At 66.6% G+C, this 18505-nt stretch carries 14 protein-coding genes; 1 reads left to right on the forward strand and 13 read right to left on the reverse strand.

Annotation, left to right across the window (positions count from 1 at the left end; all coding sequences use genetic code 11):
* The first annotated feature begins 79 nt into the window (after window positions 1–79).
* Window positions 80–1033, forward strand: coding sequence for an AEC family transporter (locus ACSQ9E_RS31880; protein WP_057268598.1), 954 nt, complete (start codon window positions 80–82; stop codon window positions 1031–1033).
* Window positions 1034–1093: 60 nt separating this feature from the next.
* Here ACSQ9E_RS31880 and gspD read toward each other — a convergent pair whose 3' ends face one another.
* The 13 genes from gspD to ACSQ9E_RS31945 all read right to left on the reverse strand — a co-directional run bounded on the left by gspD (window position 1094) and on the right by ACSQ9E_RS31945 (window position 18405).
* Window positions 1094–3565, reverse strand: coding sequence for a type II secretion system secretin GspD (gene gspD, locus ACSQ9E_RS31885; RefSeq protein WP_436220102.1), 2472 nt, complete (start codon window positions 3563–3565; stop codon window positions 1094–1096).
* Window positions 3566–3604: 39 nt separating this feature from the next.
* On the reverse strand, window positions 3605–4222 hold the full coding sequence (locus ACSQ9E_RS31890) for a hypothetical protein (protein WP_157422090.1): 618 nt from the start codon (window positions 4220–4222) through the stop codon (window positions 3605–3607).
* A complete protein-coding gene (locus ACSQ9E_RS31895) occupies window positions 4219–5565 on the reverse strand; it encodes a hypothetical protein (protein WP_436220103.1) in 1347 nt (448 codons plus the stop codon). Before ACSQ9E_RS31895 ends, ACSQ9E_RS31890 begins: the two co-directional genes overlap by 4 nt.
* A gap of 79 nt (window positions 5566–5644) precedes the next feature.
* Window positions 5645–6685 (reverse strand): hypothetical protein, encoded by a 1041-nt coding sequence (locus tag ACSQ9E_RS31900; RefSeq protein WP_436220104.1) that lies wholly within the window; start codon window positions 6683–6685, stop codon window positions 5645–5647.
* Window positions 6682–7320 (reverse strand): PulJ/GspJ family protein, encoded by a 639-nt coding sequence (locus ACSQ9E_RS31905; RefSeq protein ID WP_436220105.1) that lies wholly within the window; start codon window positions 7318–7320, stop codon window positions 6682–6684. The genes ACSQ9E_RS31900 and ACSQ9E_RS31905 overlap by 4 nt, the downstream gene beginning before the upstream one ends.
* Window positions 7317–7805, reverse strand: coding sequence for a type IV pilus modification PilV family protein (locus ACSQ9E_RS31910; protein WP_436220106.1), 489 nt, complete (start codon window positions 7803–7805; stop codon window positions 7317–7319). Before ACSQ9E_RS31910 ends, ACSQ9E_RS31905 begins: the two co-directional genes overlap by 4 nt.
* A gap of 25 nt (window positions 7806–7830) precedes the next feature.
* Window positions 7831–8385, reverse strand: coding sequence for a prepilin-type N-terminal cleavage/methylation domain-containing protein (locus ACSQ9E_RS31915; protein WP_057268605.1), 555 nt, complete (start codon window positions 8383–8385; stop codon window positions 7831–7833).
* Window positions 8386–8424: 39 nt separating this feature from the next.
* Complete coding sequence (gspG, locus tag ACSQ9E_RS31920) at window positions 8425–8883, reverse strand: type II secretion system major pseudopilin GspG (RefSeq protein ID WP_057204025.1); 459 nt, start codon at window positions 8881–8883, stop codon at window positions 8425–8427.
* Between the two features lie 33 nt (window positions 8884–8916).
* On the reverse strand, window positions 8917–10113 hold the full coding sequence (locus tag ACSQ9E_RS31925) for a type II secretion system F family protein (RefSeq protein WP_436220107.1): 1197 nt from the start codon (window positions 10111–10113) through the stop codon (window positions 8917–8919).
* Window positions 10110–11708 carry a GspE/PulE family protein gene (locus ACSQ9E_RS31930; RefSeq protein WP_436220108.1) on the reverse strand — a complete coding sequence of 533 codons (1599 nt, stop codon included), beginning with the start codon at window positions 11706–11708 and terminating at the stop codon, window positions 10110–10112. Before ACSQ9E_RS31930 ends, ACSQ9E_RS31925 begins: the two co-directional genes overlap by 4 nt.
* Before the next feature lie 380 nt (window positions 11709–12088).
* Entirely contained in the window at window positions 12089–14227 is a 2139-nt protein-coding gene (gene priA, locus ACSQ9E_RS31935; RefSeq protein ID WP_436220109.1) for a replication restart helicase PriA, read from the reverse strand.
* Window positions 14228–15682: 1455 nt separating this feature from the next.
* Window positions 15683–16795: a uroporphyrinogen decarboxylase gene (gene hemE, locus ACSQ9E_RS31940; protein WP_179683229.1), complete on the reverse strand. Its 1113-nt coding sequence runs from the start codon at window positions 16793–16795 to the stop codon at window positions 15683–15685.
* 29 nt (window positions 16796–16824) lie between these two features.
* The gene (locus ACSQ9E_RS31945) at window positions 16825–18405 is read right to left on the reverse strand and encodes an MFS transporter (RefSeq protein WP_436220110.1); all 1581 of its coding nucleotides are present in this window, start codon (window positions 18403–18405) and stop codon (window positions 16825–16827) included.
* Between the last annotated feature and the right edge of the window lie 100 nt (window positions 18406–18505).

Here is an 18505-nt window from a genome sequence, read left to right on the forward strand (position 1 = left end):
GCAACAGGCGATGGCTCCCGCCTGACTCTGCGCTGACGGTGCAGTTCGGCATGCCCCGGGCCGCCCGACAATATCTTCCGTGCTCTCCGTCCTTCTCATCACCTTCCCCTTCTTTGCCCTGGTGCTGTGTGGCTACCTGGCCGCACGGCGGGGCGTGCTGCCGCAGCCGGCCATTCCGGGGCTCAACGCCTTCGTGCTGTTCTTCGCGCTGCCCTGCATGCTGTACCGCTTTGGCGCCAGCACGCCCATTGCGCAACTGCTCGATCCGGCCGTGGCCGGTGTCTATGTGCTGTGCGCGCTGGTCATGGTGGTGGGAACGGTGGCGTTCACGCGCCGCGGGCGCATCGGCTGGAACGACGCGGCCTTCGGCGCGCTGGTGGCTGCGTTCCCCAACACCGGCTTCATGGGCGTGCCGCTGCTGGTGGCGCTGCTGGGTGCGCAGGCCGCGGGGCCCGCCATCGTGACCATTGCGGTGGACATGCTGGTCACCAGCTCGCTGTGCATCGCCCTCTCGCGCCTGGACGGCGCGGGCACGCATGGCGTGGGCGTGGCGCTGCGCAATGCCTTCAAGGGCATGGTGGCGAATCCCATGCCCTGGTCCATCGCCCTCGGTGCGCTGGCATCGGCGCTCAGCTTCAAGCTCCCCGGCCCGGTGGACCGCACCGTGGCCATGCTGGCCGATGCGGCTTCGCCCGTGGCACTGTTCACCATCGGCGCGGTGCTGGCCCGCTCGCAGATGAACCAGCACGAGCAGGTGCCCGCGCGCGAGTACGTGCCGGTGGCACTGGCCAAGCTGCTGGTGCACCCGGTGCTGGTCTGGGGCGCTGGCACGGTAGCCATGGCCATGGGCGTGCCGCTCACGCCGTTTGCACTTACCGTGCTGGTGCTGGTGGCGGCCCTGCCCAGCGCCAGCAACGTGTCGCTGCTGGCCGAGCGCTTTGGCGCCAACAACGGGCGCGTGGCGCGGATCATTCTGGTGTCTACGGCGCTGGCGTTTTTGAGCTTTTCAGGGGCGGTGGCCTTGTTGACCTGAGGGCCTGCAAAGCAAAACAGCCCACCGAAGTGGGCTGTTTTGCTTTTGGTACCAGCGGGATCAGTTGACGAAGGCTTCGCTGTTCTGGATCTGCGGTGCTGGCAGGGCAGCAGGTTTTTGCTGGCTGCGTACGGGTGCGTCGCGGCCTAGGTTGGGAGCCATCCCCGCATTGTCTTTGTCCTGCAGCATCACGCGGAGCTTTTGCAGGCTCTCCTGAAAGCTGCCCGCCAAACGATCTGCCTCTTCACGATTGTTGATGATATAGGGGGTAATCGTGATCAGCAGTTCAGTCTTGTTCTTGCTCTTGCTCGTATTTCCGAATAACCCACCAACCATTGGAATGTCCTTGAGCACAGGAATTCCGTTGCCAGTGTTCTCAAGCCTCTGCTCAATCAGGCCGGCAAGCATGATGGTTTTGCCATCTTCAATCGTCGCATCCGTCGTGACTTTGCGCTTCTGGAAGCTCGGATAGTCGACCCCGCCCGCCCTGACCGGGTCACCCAGATTGCTCACTTCTTGCGAGATGCTGAGTGTGATGCGTCCTGTGGATGTAATGCTTGGTTTGACTTCCAACAGGATGCCGGTGGGGCGGTATTGCACGGAGTTGGAGGTGGAATTCGAAGTGCCGAGCAAGCTGCTGCTAGGCGTGGATACAGTTTGGGTGACGATTGGAACTTCACGGCCCACCTCGATCTTGGCGATCTTTCCATCGCTCGCCAACACGTGTGGCGTGGACATCACGTTCACGTTGGTGTCTTTTGCGAGCACGTTGAGCAGACCAATCACTTGACCAGCGCTGCCAAAAACAGCGTAATTCAGGCCAGAGCCGGTACCGGTAACTGTCGGCGTTGCGCCAGCAATGGAAACCGCACCTGCCGCTGAAGGAGTAGGGGAGCCGTCAAGTCCAAAGAAGCCCGGCCAGCTTTTGCCTCCGGTGCTCAAAGCAGATTTTATCCACCACTCCACGCCGTATTGCAATGCATCAGTCAAGGTGACTTCGGCAACCATCACTTGTACCAAGACCTGACGCGGCGATGCATCCAGTCGTTCCAGCACTTTCCGCACTTGCTGGTAGTCCTGTGGCGATGCGCGAACGATTAGGGTGTTGGTTTCGGTGTCGGCAATCACCTGCACCGAGCCACCCAAGCCAGGGGCGGTGCCCGTTGTGCCTTGCGAAGGCGTGTTGCCCCGTTCGATGGTTCGCGCTGCGGAGCTGTTGTTCTGGTTGTTGGTGCCACCGGCGGCTGCACCTGCCAGGCCGGTGCTGCTACCGGTTGCACCCGTAGCCGAACCGAAGGCCGTTCCTGATGCTGATGGCAACCCCGAAGCGCCGGTATTCGCATTGTTCTGCGTAGGAGCAGACCCGCCAAAAATCTGCGTCACCAAGCTCGCCAGATTCGCCGCATTGCCATTGGCCACCGGATACACATGCACGAACGAACCCAGCCCATTGCGCGGCTCGGCGTCCAGCGTCTTGATCCACTGCTCTGCCGTCTGCAGCAGGGCCGGATTCGCAGCAGCCACCATCACCGCATTCATGCGCGCCACGGGCAGGAAGTAGGTCTTATTGGCGTCGGTGCCGGCCTTGTTGAAGATGCCCGAGGTCTTGAAGATGGCGTCAAGCTCCTTGGCCACGTCGGCCGCTTCGCTGTGCGCCAGCGGGAACAGCTTGATCTGCACCTGGCTCACGTAGTCGGAGTCCAGGGTCTTGACCATCTCCACGATCTTCTCGACGTTGGCCGCACGGTCGACCACGATGAGGTAGCGGTTGGACGGGTCGTTGGTGATGGCCGCCTGCGCGCCGACGAAACCGCGCAGGGTGTTGGCCAGCTGGTTGGCCTGCACGAACTGCAGCGGAATGATCTGCATCACCGACGAGGCCGGGCCCACGCCCTGGCCGATGCCGCTGTCGCGCACGGCATTGGTGTCGCGCAGCACCTTGTAGACCTTGCCCTGGCGCACGATGGAGATGTTGCTTGCCGCGAGCGCCGTCTCCAGCGTGCTGTAGATGTCGGCCATGCTGATGGCGCCGGTGCTCTTGAGCGTGACGCGGCCCTGCACGGTGGGGTCGATCACATAGTCGAGCTTGAGCACTTCGCCGAGCACGACCTGGATCACTTCGTAGATGTCGGCATTGTCGAACTTGAGCGTCACGCCCGGGTTGGGCGTGTTGGACAGCACCGCGCCGGGGTTGCCGCCCGCAGGCGCTGTGGCGACTCCAGAGGCGGGCATGGCCATGGGGGCCGGCATGGCAGGTGCTGCCGCACCGGGCGTGGCGGCAGGGGCCGTTGCCGGTGTTGCGGCCGGTGCAGCAGCACCGCCCGCCTGCGGGGGCTGCATGGTGATGCCGGGCAGGCTGAAGCCTCCGGGCACGGGGGTACCGCTGCCGCTGGGCACTGCAGGCATGGGCTGGCCGGTGAAGGGGTTGATCGGTGCCTGCTGGGCCATCGCCAGTTGCGTGGCCGCCAGTGTGGGCAGGAGCATGCTCACAGCGGTCAGTTTGCGCAGCATGGGAGGAATGGATTTTTTCATTGCAGTCTCTGAAATTCAGCAGTTCGGCTGGGTTTCGATTTATTTTCGGGCAGCGGCTGCAGGCGCAGCAGGGGCGGCGGCCTCGGGCAGCGGCTTCATGTGCAGGCCGGAAAACCGGGCCACGATGTGCAGTTGCTGACCGCCACGCTGGGTGTCGTCCACCACCTTGATCTCGACCTTGTCCATGACCAGCAGGGTGGGCGACTGCGCCAGGGCGATCTGCAGGCGCGGCAACTGCTGGGGCACGCCGTTGAAGCGCGCCGTGAGGGACATGCGCGAGATGCTGCCCTTGGGTGCATCCGAAAAGTCCGAAAGGTCGATGTTGTCGAAGTACAGCCCCTGCAGCAGCTTGGTCACCTGCTGCTGCATGGCGTTGACGGAGTCGGTGATGTCATTGGCCACGAACAGCTGCGCCTGCACGGGCGTGTAGCTGCCGCCCACCTGTTCGGCGTTGGCCTGCACCTTCTTGTCCAGGTCCAGGGTGTTCTGGTTGCTTTCCAACAGGGTCTGCAGGTCGCTGGCCTGCTCGCGGTGCTCCAGGTAGCCCGTGAGGCGCTGGTCCACGAGTGCGGCAATCAGCAGCAGCACAACGACGGGAAAGGCAAAGTACTTGATGCCGTGGGCGGCATGCACCCGCTTGAGATCGCGCTTCATCATGGTTGGGAGGCCCCCGATGCGGGTGGCTGTGCCGGTGCGGGAACAATGGGTTTGGGCGCTTCCTTGCGCGACTGCAGGTGGATCTGCGGGGTGCTGGCGGCCAGGTATTCGGGCACGGGGAAGTCGGTCCAGGCGCCAAAGCCTGCGAGCGGCCGCTCCTGCAGCCATTTCACGCTCGCTTCATTGCCCTGGCCCGCCAGCGCGACCACGCCATTGTCGGAGCTGAAGTACTGCAAAGTGGCCGGAGGCGGCGGGAAATACGCAACCAATTGCGAGAACGGGCCCAATGCGGAGGGTGCTTCGCGCGCCGTGTTGACGGCCTGGACCGCGTCGGCCATGCGCAGCGTGCGGGCCTTGAGCAGCTTGGCTGCCTCGACCTTGGGCAGGTCCTTGCGCACGCGGTCGCGGCCTTCCTCGATCTGGCGCACCAGGCGCCCGTCGTGCCAAACCATGAGCGCCAGGCCCGCCAGGCCGGCGGCGCCCAGCCCCACGCTGAGCACCTTGAGCGCCTGCACCATGTCGTTGTGCGTGTGGCGCACGATGATGCCGCCCTGGTCCGAGCGCCAGAGTTTTTCGAGCAGGTCGCTGTGGGAGGCCGCGGGCAGTACGTGGTGCTGGTAGTCGGCCCAGGTCTGCGGCTCGGCGGCGTAGCCCTTGGGCGTGGTCAGTTGCACCGGGCGGCCGGGTGCGGTGTAGGCCGGCGCGCCCAGGGCGGCCAGTTCCACCTGCAGGGTCTGGGCCAGGTGTTCGTTGGTGTCGCCCGCGTCAAGCACGCGGGTGCGCAGCATGGTGCCGTTGGCGCCGTACACATGCAGGTACTGGTCCGAGGCATCGGCCTCGACCACGGCGCGCAGCGAGGCGGGTTGTTTGGCCGCCATGCGCTGGAACAGCTGGGCGCGGGCGTACAGCTCCACCAGGTCGAGGCGGCAGGCGCTGCTGATGCGCTCGATCTCGGTCACCCAGTCCTTGTGCATCCACATCAGCGAGGTGCCCTCGGCGCCGCCGAAGGCGTCCACCTGCGTGCGCGTGTCGCTCGCCGGGAAGGGCAGCGAGGGCGGCGCGCCTGCGCCCTGCGTGCTGGGCGGCACGATGCCCAGGATGTCACCGGCCAGCACCCAGTGCGTGCGCGTGGCTGGCGGGATCTTCCAGCGCGTCACGCAGTCGGCCAGTTGCTGCTGCAGTTGCGACGAAAACCCGTCTCCCTCGGGCAGGGGCACCGAGAGCTCATGCGCACGCTTCCAGCCCAGCAGCCCGCGGTAGAAATGCAGGATGCACAGGCTGTGCGGTGAGAGGGAGAGCACGAGCTGGTGGCGCCAGCCGGCTGAGGGGGAAAAATTGCGCATCGGTTGAGGTTTCAATCTGATCGAGGTGTTCTTTTCGGGCTGCCTTCGGGTGTTCGGTCGGTCCCGGGGCCGGCAATGGTCAGCGGGCGCTTACATCGACAACGGAGTCCACCACGCTGTACTTTCCACCCTGCTGGACCAGGGTCGCCACCAGGGTCGCACCCGTGGGCCGGGGCCCCCCAAGGCGCAACCGCGCCTTGGCGGCCGTGGGCGGGCCCGCCATGTCAGCCGCGATCAGGCCCGTGCCGGCGGTCCACTGCTGGGCCAGCGCTGCCGTGATGGGGGTGCCCGAGCGGCGCATGGTGGCCAGCCGCTGCAGGTGGTCGTCCGTGAGATTGCCCAGGGTCCGCAGCAGCACGACGGGCGTGGTGTCCAGCCGCACCTTGCGGTTCTTGGTGCCTACCACCAGCAGGTCCTGCAAACCCACGGGAACCTGGGTCGTGCCGCCCCGCACCAGGGAGCGCGGTATCTCGTTCCAATCCGTCAATTCTCGCATGCTTGAAAATCCGGTCGTTCCGCGCGCATCCATCACCCGGTTCTTGAACTCCATGGTCAGCAGCGCCAGCTCGCGGGCACGCTCCGGGGCCGTGCCCAGCAGCGCAAACAGCCGCTCCCACTCCTGTGCGGTAAGGTCGTTGGCGTCGGGCAGGCCGCTGGCGTCCTGCAACTCGGCCGTGAAGGGCTGGCGGCCCAGCGTGGCTTCGTAGCGAGCCGTGGGCGTGGTGCCGGCAGCGGCCGCTGCCGCCGTGCCGCGGGATGAGGGGGCCGTGCCCGGTGCAGCGGCGGGCGGCGCACCCGGTTCGGGCAGGCGCCAAAGCGGCCAGTTGCGGCGCACTTCTTCGGGCAAGGGCGGGTTGGTGCCCGCCACGGCCGAGGCAACGCCCAGCTGCAGGGCGGTGTACGCGGCGGCCGACTGCAGCACATAGCCTTCCTGCAGTGCTTCTTTTTCGCGGGCGAGCAACTGGGCGTCCAGGCGCAGCGAGACCGAGACGCCCAGCACCACCGTGGTCACCACGGCCATCAGGCCCAGCGCAAACAGCAGGATGTAGCCGCGCTCGGCCGCGCCATGGCCGGTGCGGCGCTGCAGGTGCCTGATGTGTTGCAGGGTGCGCGGGGTCATGGTGCAGTCGCCTCGCCGCGTGCGCTGTACACCAGGGCCGGCATGTCGTCGCGCACGCCCGACAGCCCCAGGCGCAGCAGGTCCGGTGGCTGGCGCAGTTGTTCCCACTTGGCCAGCCAGGTCGGGATGGGCTTGCCTTCGCGGTTGGGCATGCGGGTCAGGTACGAGAAGGCGCACATGCGCAGGCCCGAGGCCAGCACGCTGGTGTCCAGCAGCGTCGGGGCCGGTTGCCTGTTGTTGGTGGTGGCCACAGCCAGCGTCTTGACCCGGTGCACCAGCACCATGGTGCCGCCGCCTTCGGCGGTTTCGCAGGCGTATTCCACACGCGCAATGGCCGGAGCCGCCCCGGGCGTGCCCATCACCGGGTGCAGGGTGTCGAACTCCAGCGTGGTGGCGCTGCCCTTGACGGCGATGCCACGGGTGGTCCATTCATGGCGCAGGATGCGCTCGGCGCCGCGCACTTCTTCGCGCGAGCGGGCGCGGTCGTTGTTGCGACCATAGAAGTCGAGCGCGGTGGACATGGCCGATGCGCCGATCACCGCCACCACGGCCGAGATGGCGAGCGCCACCATCAACTCCAGCAGCGTAAAGCCGGTCTGGGTGCCTGCAAGGGGATGGCTGCGCTGGCTCCTCATGGCGTGGGCCGCACGGGGTTTTGCGGGTTCTGCGGGGTCGACGACGTGGGGGCCGCGCCGCCTGCCGCGCGCTCGCCCGGCGGGGGCGGTGCCAGGCGGTAGCTGTTCAGCCGGTAGACCTGCTGGTTGCCCTTGGGGCCCCAGAAGACCTCGACCTCCACCTCTTCGAGCTTTTGCCGGAAGGCGGGAATCCGCTCCTGCTGGGCGCGCGTGAGCGCCTCGAACGGGCGCAGGTGGATGCGGTAGCCGAAATCGGTGCCCGCATAGCCCTGGTCCACGGCGTCGTCGGCGACGCTGAAGGTGGGGCTCGCCAGCGCTTCGTCAAGCTTGGCCTGGGCCAGTGCCATGGCGGCCGTGTGGCCGTTGATCTTGTCGTCCAGACGCGCCGTGCCCGAGATCGCGGTGAACGCGATCGCCAGGCCAAAGCCGATCAGCACCATGGCCACCAGCACCTCCAGCAGCGTGAAGCCGAGCTGCTGCTGCATGGGGCGTGGCCGGGCCGGCAAGGGCTTACTGCTCTGTCGGCGCGGCATCTTTTCTTTCAATGCGCCCGCTGATGCGGGCCATGCGGAACTGCTGCTGCACGCCCGAGGGGGTGCGCACGAGGAAGGCCGCCTCCTGTGCGGTGCCATCGGGGTAGAACAGGAGTTGCAATGTTTCGTCTTCGGCACGGGTGGCCGTGGCAGCCGTGCGCGGGCGGGTGTCGGGGCTGGCGACGAAGCGGTAGCTGCCGGGCAGCTCCAGCACATTGCCGGCTGCTGTGGCGATGCGCCCCGAGTCGAAGTACAGCGTGGCCTCGACCGATGCGCCGCTGAGCACGGCCCGGTTGCGCAGGCGCTTGAGCTCCTGCTGCGTGCGGTCGAGCCAACGGCGCTCCTCGGCGCGGCCGGCCAACTGGTCCACCGAGACCATGGCCAGGCCCGTGCCGATGCCCACGAGCACCAGCACCAGCAGCAGTTCTAGCAGCGTGAAACCGGCGGATGCTTTCGCCGCCGGGCCGCCCCAAGGCGAAAAGCCACCCCCTCGGGGGGCAGCGACCCGCGCAGCGGCGGAGCGCGGGGGCACTATTTTCTTCATGCGCAACCGCACTGGCTCCGGGATGGCTTATTCCCAGCTGCGGATGTCGGCGTCGTCGCCCGTGCCGCCTTCCTTGCCGTCGGCGCCCAGGGACGAGATCTCGTAGTCGCTCTTTTCGCCAGGCGAACGGTAGACGTAGCTGTTGCCCCAGGGGTCCTTGTCCACCTTCTTCTTGAGGTAGGGGCCGCGCCAGCGGGCGGCCTCGGCCGCGTCGGCCGGCTTGTCCGACAGGGCGGCGATGCCCTGGTCGGTGTTCGGGTAGCGCGACATGTCCAGGCGGTAGGTGTCCATGGCGGCGCCCAGCATTTCGATCTGGGTGCGCGCGGCCTTGACCTTGGAGGCGTCGAGCTGGCCGAACAGGCGTGGGCCGACCAGCGAGGCCAGCAGGCCCAGGATGACCATGACGATCAGCAACTCGATCAGCGTGAAGCCGCCGGCGCGGCGCAGCGAGGGCTTGCGGGAAGGGATCTGGAAGGGGATATGCATTGAAAAAACCTACTTGCTACTTCACTTGTTCATTCACAGGGGCATGTCGTTGATCGAGAAGATGGCGGTCAGCATCGACACCACGATGGTGCCGATCAGCCCGCCCATCAGCAGGATCATCATGGGCTCGAACAGCGCCACCAGGTTGCGGGTGGCCTTCTGGATGTCTTTCTCATACTGGTCGGCCACCTTCACGAGCATGGCATCGAGCGCACCCGATTCCTCGCCCACCGCGGCCAGCTGGCCCAGCAGGCGGGGAAAGAACGGGTCCGCCCGGACCGGGCCCGATACGCCCTTGCCTTCCTGCACGGCACGCACCAGCCGGTCGAGTGCCTTTCGCAGGGGGATGTGCTCGGTCAGCTCGCGCACGATGCGCATGCCGGTGAGTATCGGAACCCCGCTGGCCAATAGAGTTCCCCAGGTGCGGCACACATGGGCCAGCTGGATCTTGAGCAGCAGGGGGCCGAGCACGGGCATGCGCAGCAGCAGCAGTTGCCAGCGCTCGCGCCATTTCTCGTCGCGCAGGGCCATCACGAAGCCGGTGAGGGCCAGCGCGATCACCGCCAGGATGTACAGGCCGTAGGTCTTCAGGAACTCGCCGGTGCCGATCAGCACGGCCGCCGCCATGGGCAGCTCCTGGTGCATGTCGGTGAAGATCTGGCCGAATTTGGGCAGCACGAACACCGTGAGCCCGAGCAGTGCGCTGACGCCGAAGAAGAACAGCAGCACCGGGTAGATGGACGAGGTGACCAGGAACGAGCGGAACTCGATGCTGCGTGTATAGAACTCCACCAGCCGCTGCATCACCACGGGCAGCACGCCGCCTTCCTCGCCCGCGCGCACCATGTTCACGTACAGGCGCGGGAACACCGAGGGGTGGCGCATGAAGGCATCGCCCAGCGAATTGCCTTTTTCCACATCGACCACCACGGCCTGCATCACGCCGCGAAAGAAGGGTTGCTCGATGCTGCTCTGGCAGATGTGCAGCGCCCGGTCCAGCGGCAGGCCGGCATCGAGCAAAGTAAGCAGTTGCTCCGTCATGGCCAGCACATGCTTGATGCCTACGCGCTTGCTGCCGCCGCCGAGCGAGGCCGTCCAGGAGATGCCGGACGCGGCCGGCTTCGCGTCGGCCGCGAGCGGCAGGTGCTGGGCGGTGTCGGCAGGCAGCGGGCTGCCGGCATCGGCCAGGGGCGGCTGGCTGGCGCCCGCTGCACTGGGGCGGGGTCTCACGTCATCTCCTGGCGGGTGACGCGCGCCAGCTCTTCCAGCGTGGTCACGCCGGCCAGCACCTTGCTGATGCCGTCGGCGCGCATGGTGCGCACACCCTGCTCGATGGCCTTGCGGCGCACGCCTTCGGCGGCCAGCTTCTGGATGATGGCTTCCTTGATCGCCGTGGTCATGGGCAGCATTTCATAGATGCCCGTGCGTCCGATGTAGCCCGACTGGCCGCAGTGGTGGCAGCCCTTGCCGTGGAACAGCTCGGTCACCTGGTGCGCCTGCACGCCTTCTTCGGCCAGGAACAAGAGGTCGGCCGAGGTGGGCGTGGTGCCCTCCCGGCAGTGCGGGCAGATCATGCGCACCAGGCGCTGTGCCACGATGAGCACCACCGAGGAGGCGATGAGGTAGCTCTCCACCCCCATCTCCATGAGCCGGTGGGGTGCGCCGAACGAATCGTTGGTGTGCAGGGTCGAGAACACCAGGTGGCCCGTGAGGGCGGACTGGATCGAGATCTCGGCCGTTTCGCGGTCGCGGATTTCGCCGACCATGATGATGTCCGGGTCCTGCCGCACGATGGAGCGCAGCGCGCTCGCAAACGTCAGGTCGATCTGCGACTTGACCTGGATCTGGTTGATACCGTCGATCTGGTACTCGACCGGGTCTTCCACAGTGATGATCTTGTTGCCCGGCAGGTTCACCTTGCCCAGCGAGGCGTACAGCGTGCTGGTCTTGCCGCTGCCGGTGGGGCCGGTCACGAGGATCATGCCGTGCGGCTGCACGATGGCGGCCTCCAGCATGGCCAGCGCCTCGGCGTTCAGGCCGAGCGAGTCCATGCCCATCATGCCGGGGCCCTGGTCCAGCAGGCGGATGACCATGCTTTCGCCGTACACCGTGGGCACGGTGGAGACGCGCATGTCGATCTGGCGGCCGCCGACTTCCATCTTCATGCGGCCGTCCTGGGGCAGGCGGCGCTCGGCGATGTTCATCTTGGCGCGCAGCTTCAGGTGCGAGATGGACGCCATGTACATGCGCCGGGGGGGCGATTCGGCGTCGAACAGCACGCCGTCGATGCGGTAGCGCACGCGAAACTTCTGCTGCGAGACTTCCAGGTGCAAATCCGACGCCCGGCTTTCCACCGCGCGCAGCAGCAGCGACTGCACCAGGCGCACCACGGGGGCGTCTTCGGCCAGGGCCTTCAGGGTTTCGAGGTCGTCGTCCTGGTTGTCGGAGCCCGAGGCGTTCTCGTCATCGAAGGCGGCGAGGTTGGCGTTTTCGGGCCGGTAGATCTGGTCCAGGCCAGAGTGGATCCACATGCGTGGCGCCAGGTGCAGGCGCGTCGGCACGCTGAAGAACTGCTTCAGGGCATCCAGCGCCGCCAGTTGCACCGGCACGCTGGAGGCGATGTGCACCACCTCGTCCGACACCGAGAAAGGTAGCAGAGAGTTGGAACGCAGGAAGGCCGGCGACAGCCCCTCGATGGGGGCCACGTCCTGCAGCGCATGCGTCATGGTGTTGAGCAGCGGCACCTTCAGGTTGCGCGCGAACTGGGCCAGAAGCTCTGCTTCCTGGTTGCCGGCGTCATCGGTGCCGATGGGGAGACTGCTCATAGTTGCTATGGGAATGGCCGGTTCGGCACGGGGGACTTGGGGTGAAAAGGGGTTTGCCAGCAGCCCGAGGCCTGTGGCATGGGCGCTGCGCGACCCGTCCAGCCACGGGCTGGGGGCGTTCTGGCACCACCCGGCATTGTAGTTTGTTCGCCTTTCCCGGGGCACCCCCTGCATGGGTGGGCTTGTGCCGGGGCGCGTAACAAAGACGAGTTCCTGTTAATGGAGGGGCTTGGGGTTGATCGTACCGGGGGTCAATGTGTCGGGTGCCACCTGTGGTCCATGAAGCGGGGTAGTCCAGGCCAGTGCCCCCGCGCAAGGGCCGCCCCGCCGCGCTGGGGGCGTCCTCCTGAGGTGGAAGGCGCGAAGCGCCTCAGGGGGCATCAAATAGCCAGAGGGTCCACATCCACCAGCCAGCGGATCAGCCCCTTGTGGGCCGCATCGCTGCGCGTTGCCTGCATCACCGGCTGCCAGGTGGCCAGAAAACGCTGCAGGGCGGCCCGACTCGGGCTTTCCAGCAGCATCTGGGCACGCTCCACGTTGGCGATGCGCTGGATGGTCAGCGGCACCGGCGGGTACAGGGTGACATGGTCCAGCCCCGGCAGGCCATGCTCCCGGGCGGCGGCACTGGCGGCGGTCAGGAAGCCCTGGGCCACTTCCTGAGTGCGGGCGTCGGCGCGCACCAGGGCCTGGTAGGCGAAGGGCGGCATGCCCGCCTCCTGGCGCTCCTGGAGCTGCTGGGCGGCGAAGGCCGGGTAGTCGTGCGTGCGCAGCGCCTCGAACACCGCGTGCTGGGGGTGAAAGCTCTGTACCCACATCTCGCAGGGGGCTCCGCCCTGGGCGGCCATGTAGGCCGCGTCGCGCCCGGCGCGCCCGCCGGCCTGCATCAGCAGGGCGAACAGGCGCTCGGCCGCACGAAAGTCGCTGGAGAACAGCGCGCCGTCGGGCTGCACCGCCGCCACCAGGGTGATGCGGCGAAAGTCGTGGCCCTTGGCGATCATCTGCGTGCCCACCAGCACGTCGACCTCGCCCGAGTGCACCTGCGCCAGCTGGCTCTCGAGTGCGCCCTTGGCCTTGGTGGTGTCGGCGTCGATGCGGGCGATGCGCGCGGGCGAGCCGTCGGGGCGCAGCACCTCGGACAGCAGGCCGCCCAGTTGCTCCTCCAGCTGCTCGGTGCCCCGGCCCATGGACAAGATGTCGGGGCTACCGCAGGTAGGGCAGTGGCGCGGCACGCGCACGGTGTAACCGCAGTGGTGGCAGCGCAGGGTGCGGTCGGTCTTGTGGAACACCTGGTGCGCGCTGCAGTGGGGGCAGTCGCTCTTCCAGCCGCAGTCGGCGCAGTGCAGCACGGGGGCGTAGCCGCGGCGGTTGAGCAAAATCATGCTCTGCTCACCGCGCTGCACCCGCTCGGTGATGGCGGCCAGCAAGGGGGCGGTGAACACGGCGCGCCGGGGCTGCTGGTTCATGTCCACCCGGCGCACGCGCGGCAGTTGGCCCGCGCCGATGCGGCTGGGCATGTGCAGGCGCAGGTAGCGGCCGCCCTCCGGGTCTTCGGGCGTAGGCGGGCGGCTGGCGTACCAGCTTTCCAGTGAGGGCGTGGCCGAACCCAGCAGCACCTTGGCTCCCTGCTCGCGCCCGCGCCATATGGCCAGGTCGCGTGCGGAGTAGCGGGCACCTTCCTGCTGCTTGTAGCTCGGGTCATGCTCCTCGTCCACGATGATCAGGCGCAGCCCGGGCAGGCTGGCGAACACCGCCATGCGCGTGCCCAGCACGATGCGCGCAGTGCCGCTGTGCGCGGCCAGCCAGCTCTTGAGGCGCTGCGGGTTGGTCATGCCGCTGTGCAGCGAGACCACGGCCTGGGCGCCGAAACGGGGCGCGAAACGGGCGGTGAAGCGCTCTTCGAGCTGGGGGGTGAGGTTGATCTCGGGCACCATCACCAGGGCCTGGGTGCTGGGGTCGGCGTCCAGCACCTCCTGCACGCAGCGCAGGTAGACCTCGGTCTTGCCGCTGCCGGTGCTGCCGAACAGCACGAACGGGCCTTTTTCGGCGGCGATCTGCGCGCGCGCGCTTTCCTGCTCGGGCGTCAGGGCCACGGTGGGCAGGTCCTGGCTGGTGTCACCCACGGGCGCGGCCGGGCGGCGCAGGCGCCGGGCCAGTTGCTCCGGTCCCAGGTCGCGCAGCTGCGGCGGCAGGGCCGCCAGGGCCACCTCGCCCAGCGAGCGCTGGTAGTAGCGTGCCGCAAACCCCACCAGGCGGCGCCAGGGTGCATCGAGCGGCGCCACGCCGGCCAGCACCCCGGCAACGGCGCGCATGGTGGCGCCCTCGGGCAGCTCGCCCGTGGCTTCGTCGCTGTCCCAGACCACGCCCAGCACCTCGCGCGTGCCAAATGGCACCCGCACCAGCGTGCCCGGCGGCAGGGCCTCGGGGCTGGCGTAGCTCAGCAGCTCCCCCACGCCGCTGTGCGAGGGCGCGTGCAGGGCCACATGGACGATGGTGGTGGTGGTGGTGGGGGGCAAGGTCAAGGAATCAGGGGTGGGCGGCGACCGCGCAGGAGCGGCAAGGCAACCGGGAATCGTACGCGAATCCTCCAGGTCGCCGGACGCACGGGGCGGCCTGCGCAGCTTGCGTGCGCTAGTTCATGTCCTGTGGCGATGTGGGCGCCAAGTGCATGATCGCGCTGCGTTTTTCCAGTCATCCCACAATTCTGTGGATAACTTTGTTGACATCCTGTCTTCACCACGGCACAGGCCGCATGGATACTGGGCCTGAACAGATTGCCTGTTAATCCGGCAGCGCCAAAAAATCCATATGAATCAATCATCTGAAGATTTTTTGGGCGATTTTTTGTGTTAGCGGCATCAACCCAATTTTTGCTGCGCCGCATCACGTTTTGTGTGCATAAGTGCAGTTGGCTAGGTTCGTCAAGAGGACATTGGGCGTGCGTTCTGTGCTAGCCGGCAAGGCGAGATGTCCACTGATTTCTGCGATATCGCACGCAAGTGCTTGATTTATCAAGGGTTTCCCGAGAAGTTCAGGAAATCTGTGGATAACTTTGTTGATATCTCCCGTGCGCAGACCGCCAGCCCTTGAAGGACCGCGCTTTCGCTAGGTTGCCTGCCAAAAGTGCAACCGGTGGATGCCTATACAAATCAAGCACTTGCGACATGGTGAAAATAAAGTGCTGCCGTGGAAACCGCGCGATAGAATTTTTCAAGGATGGGCTGTCGGTGTGCACAACCCTGGCTATTCCTGGTGCTGGGATGGCTTTTCTGACCGTTTTTTTACCCAAATCAGTGGGCCCGGGGGGGCCAGCTGCATTTTCGGCCGGTGCACCCCACGGTGCAGGCGCAGGGGCGGAGCGGATCACCCGGCCGTCGGTTCCGCCGCACTCTGCCAAGTCATCCCAGGATTTTGTGGATAACTTTGTTGACATCCTGTCTCCATGGCTCCGCAAGCCGCATGGGTGCTGGGCTCCAACAGAATGCCTGTCAAAGTGGCAGGGTCAAAAAATCCATATGAATCAATCATCTGAGAATTTTTACAGCGCTTTCTTGTGCTAGGGCAACGCCTGCGGCTTTTGCTGCGCCGCATCACGTTTTGTGTGCATAAGTGCAGTGGGCCCGGTTCGTCAAGGGGCGGTTGGCCCTGGTTTTTATGCTAGTGCTGCGGGGCGATATCCAGTGTTTTATGTCATTTCGGCTGCAAGTGCTTGATTTCACGGGGTTTTCACAAGAAATCCAGAAATTCTGTGGATAACTTTGTTGATATCCCCGGTGTTTGGCCCGCCGACCCTTGCAAAACCGTGCTTTCGGTAGATTGCCCAGCAAAAGTGCACCCGGTGAATACCTATACAAATCAAGCACTTGCAGCAGTGCGAAAAAAAAGGGCCGTCACGCAGACGGCCCGATTGATTTTTTCGCAGATGCACCGCTGGTGTGCACAACCCAGGCTATTCCTGGCGCTGGAGGGCGGTTTTTTTAGCCTGCGCGCTGGCTGCGGGAATACTGGTGCACGGTCTCGACCAGCGCCGCCACATGCTCGGGCGGGGTGAACTGGCTGATGCCATGCCCCAGGTTGAAGATGTGCGTGGGCCCGGTGCTGCTGCGGTCGGTGTGCGGCGTGCCAAAGCTGTCGAGCACCCGGCGCGCCTGCACGGCGATCTGCTCGGGCGGGGCAAACAGCACATTGGGGTCGATATTGCCCTGCAGCGCCTTGCCCGGGCCGCCCACGGCGCCCCCCACCAGGGCACGCGCGCGCGCCAGGTTCGCCGTCCAGTCCAGGCCCAGCACCTCGCAGTCCAGCGGCTTCATGTTTTCCAGCCACAGGGCGCCGCCTTTGGTGAAGACCAGGCGCGGCACGTCCGTACCGTCCACGCCGGTACGTTTGAGCTGCGCCAGCACACGCGCCGTGTAGGCCAGGCTGAACTCCTGGAAGGCGCCGTCGGCCAGAACACCACCCCAGCTGTCGAAAATCATCACCGCCTGGGCTCCCGCGTCGATCTGTGCATTCAGATAGGCGGCCACGGCATCGGCATTGGTGGCCAGGATGCGGTGCATCAGGTCAGGGCGGGCGTACATCAGGCTCTTGACCATGCGGTAGTCGTCGCTGCCCTTGCCCTCGACCATGTAGCAGGCCAGCGTCCAGGGGCTGCCTGAAAAACCGATCAGCGGCACGCGGCCGTTCAGTGCCTTGCGGATGCTGGTGACGGCGTCGAACACATAGCGCAGCTTGTCCATGTCGGGCACAGCCAGCGCGGCCACGGCGGCTTCGTCACGCACTTGCCTTGCAAAGCGGGGGCCCTCGCCCTCGGCGAACGACAGGCCCAGGCCCATGGCGTCGGGCACGGTGAGGATGTCGCTGAACAGGATGGCCGCGTCGAGCGGGAAGCGGGCCAAAGGCTGCAGCGTCACCTCCGTCGCGTAGTCCACATTGGTGGCCAGGCCCATGAAGCTGCCGGCCTTGGCGCGGGTGGCCTTGTACTCGGGCAGGTAGCGGCCCGCCTGGCGCATCAGCCACAGGGGGGTGTAATCGGTGGCCTGGCGGCGGCAGGCGCGCAGGAAGGTGTCGTTGGAGAGGGGGGCGAAGCTCATCCCCCGATTGTCGCAGGGCGCGTGGAAGGCTACCGTTCAGCGATGTAATGCGACATGCGTGCCACTTCGCCGGGCGCCAGGTAGGCGCGCACCTCGGTCTCCAGTGCCTGGTCGGCCATGGTGGCGCGGGCGCGCTGGTGCAGGTAGTCGGCCCATGACTCGACGATGAAGCGCTCCACATAGCGCGAGGGCTCGCCCAGGTCCTTGTACACGCGCCAGAAGGTGGCGCCGTCGCGCCGGCGCGGCGCCTTCATGCGGCTGATGGTATCGAGGAAGTCGGCGTCGTTGCCCGGCGCGATGCGGTAGCCCACCTCCACGGCCACCGGGCCGGCCTCGGGCAGGGGCTCGGCCTCGATGAAGAGTTCATCCCAGGGGGTTGCCTGCGTCACCTCGTGCAGGGCACCCATGCGCAGCGGCATGGGGCGTGCCAGCAGCAGGCCGGCGCCCATGATGGCGGCAGCAACGCAGAGGGTGGGCGCGAGGCCCACGATGTCCGAGGCCGCACCCCAGAAGGCCGAGCCCATGGCGAAGGCGCCCAGCGCCGCCACCATGTGCATGGCCACCGCACGCGAGCGCACCCAGGGCGGGGCACTGGCCTGGGTAGCGGTGTTGAAGGTGGACATGGCCGACATCCAGGCCGCGCCCCCCAGCACCATGGCCAGGTACACCACCCAGGCGGTGTGCGAGAACGCGGCCACCAGCATCGCCCCGGCAAACACCAGGCAGGCCACGTTGACGATGGCATCCAGGCTGAAACGGGCGCGCAGCTTGCCGATGACCAGGCCCACCGCCACGGCGCCGGTGCCCAGGCAGCCCATGAGCAGCCCGAAGCCCTGGGCGCCCGTGCCCAGCTGGCGCTGAGCGATCACGGGCAGCAGCGCCCAGAGGGCCGAGCCCGCCGCGCTGTACGCCATCACGCGCACCAGCTGCGCCAGGATCATGCGCGAATGCCAGGCAAAGCGCAGGCCGCTCAGGGTGCCGCCCCACAGGCGCTCGGCCGGCAGCCGCGTCGGGGCATGCGGGCGCGGGGGCCAGCGGCGGATGGATTCCCACATCACCACGGTGGTGCACGCCGCCACGGCGAACACCCAGCTAGCCCCCAGCTGTGCGAACACCAGCCCGGCCAGCGTGGGGCCCACGGCGCGCGCTGCGTTGTAGGCGATGCTCACGGCGGTGATGGCCTGCGGCCATTCCTCGCGCGGCACCGGGTCGATGACCGAGGAGTTCCAGGCCGGCGTGAGCACGGCTGTGCAGCAGCCGCACACGAACACCAGGAACAGCACTGAGGCCGGCCCGCCCCAGCCCATCAGCACCAGCAGGGCCAGCAGGCTGCAGGCGCCGATCTGCGCCAGCAGCGCGCCGGAGATCAGCCGGCGCCGATCCGTGGTGTCGGCCAGCACACCCGCTGGCAGGGCCAGCAGGAACATGGGCATGAACACCGCGGTCTGCACCAGCGCGGCCAGGAAAGAGGAGCCCGTGAGCTCCACCATCAGCCAGGCGGCCGCCATGGTCTGCATGCCGCTGCCGATGAAGAACACCCCGCCGCACAGCCACAGGCCCCTGAATGCAGGTTGGCGCAGGGGGCTCCAGAGCGAGGTGGATGTGGACATGGATGCGGAGTGGATTCTTATATGTAGAGAGGAGGTGCGCGCTGCACCTGTGGCCACAGGATAGCGTTACCAGCCGCCTTTGGCGTGGCACAACCCTTTG

This window comes from Acidovorax sp. LjRoot118 (genome assembly GCF_964253575.1).
In the GTDB taxonomy this organism is placed as follows: domain Bacteria; phylum Pseudomonadota; class Gammaproteobacteria; order Burkholderiales; family Burkholderiaceae_C; genus Acidovorax.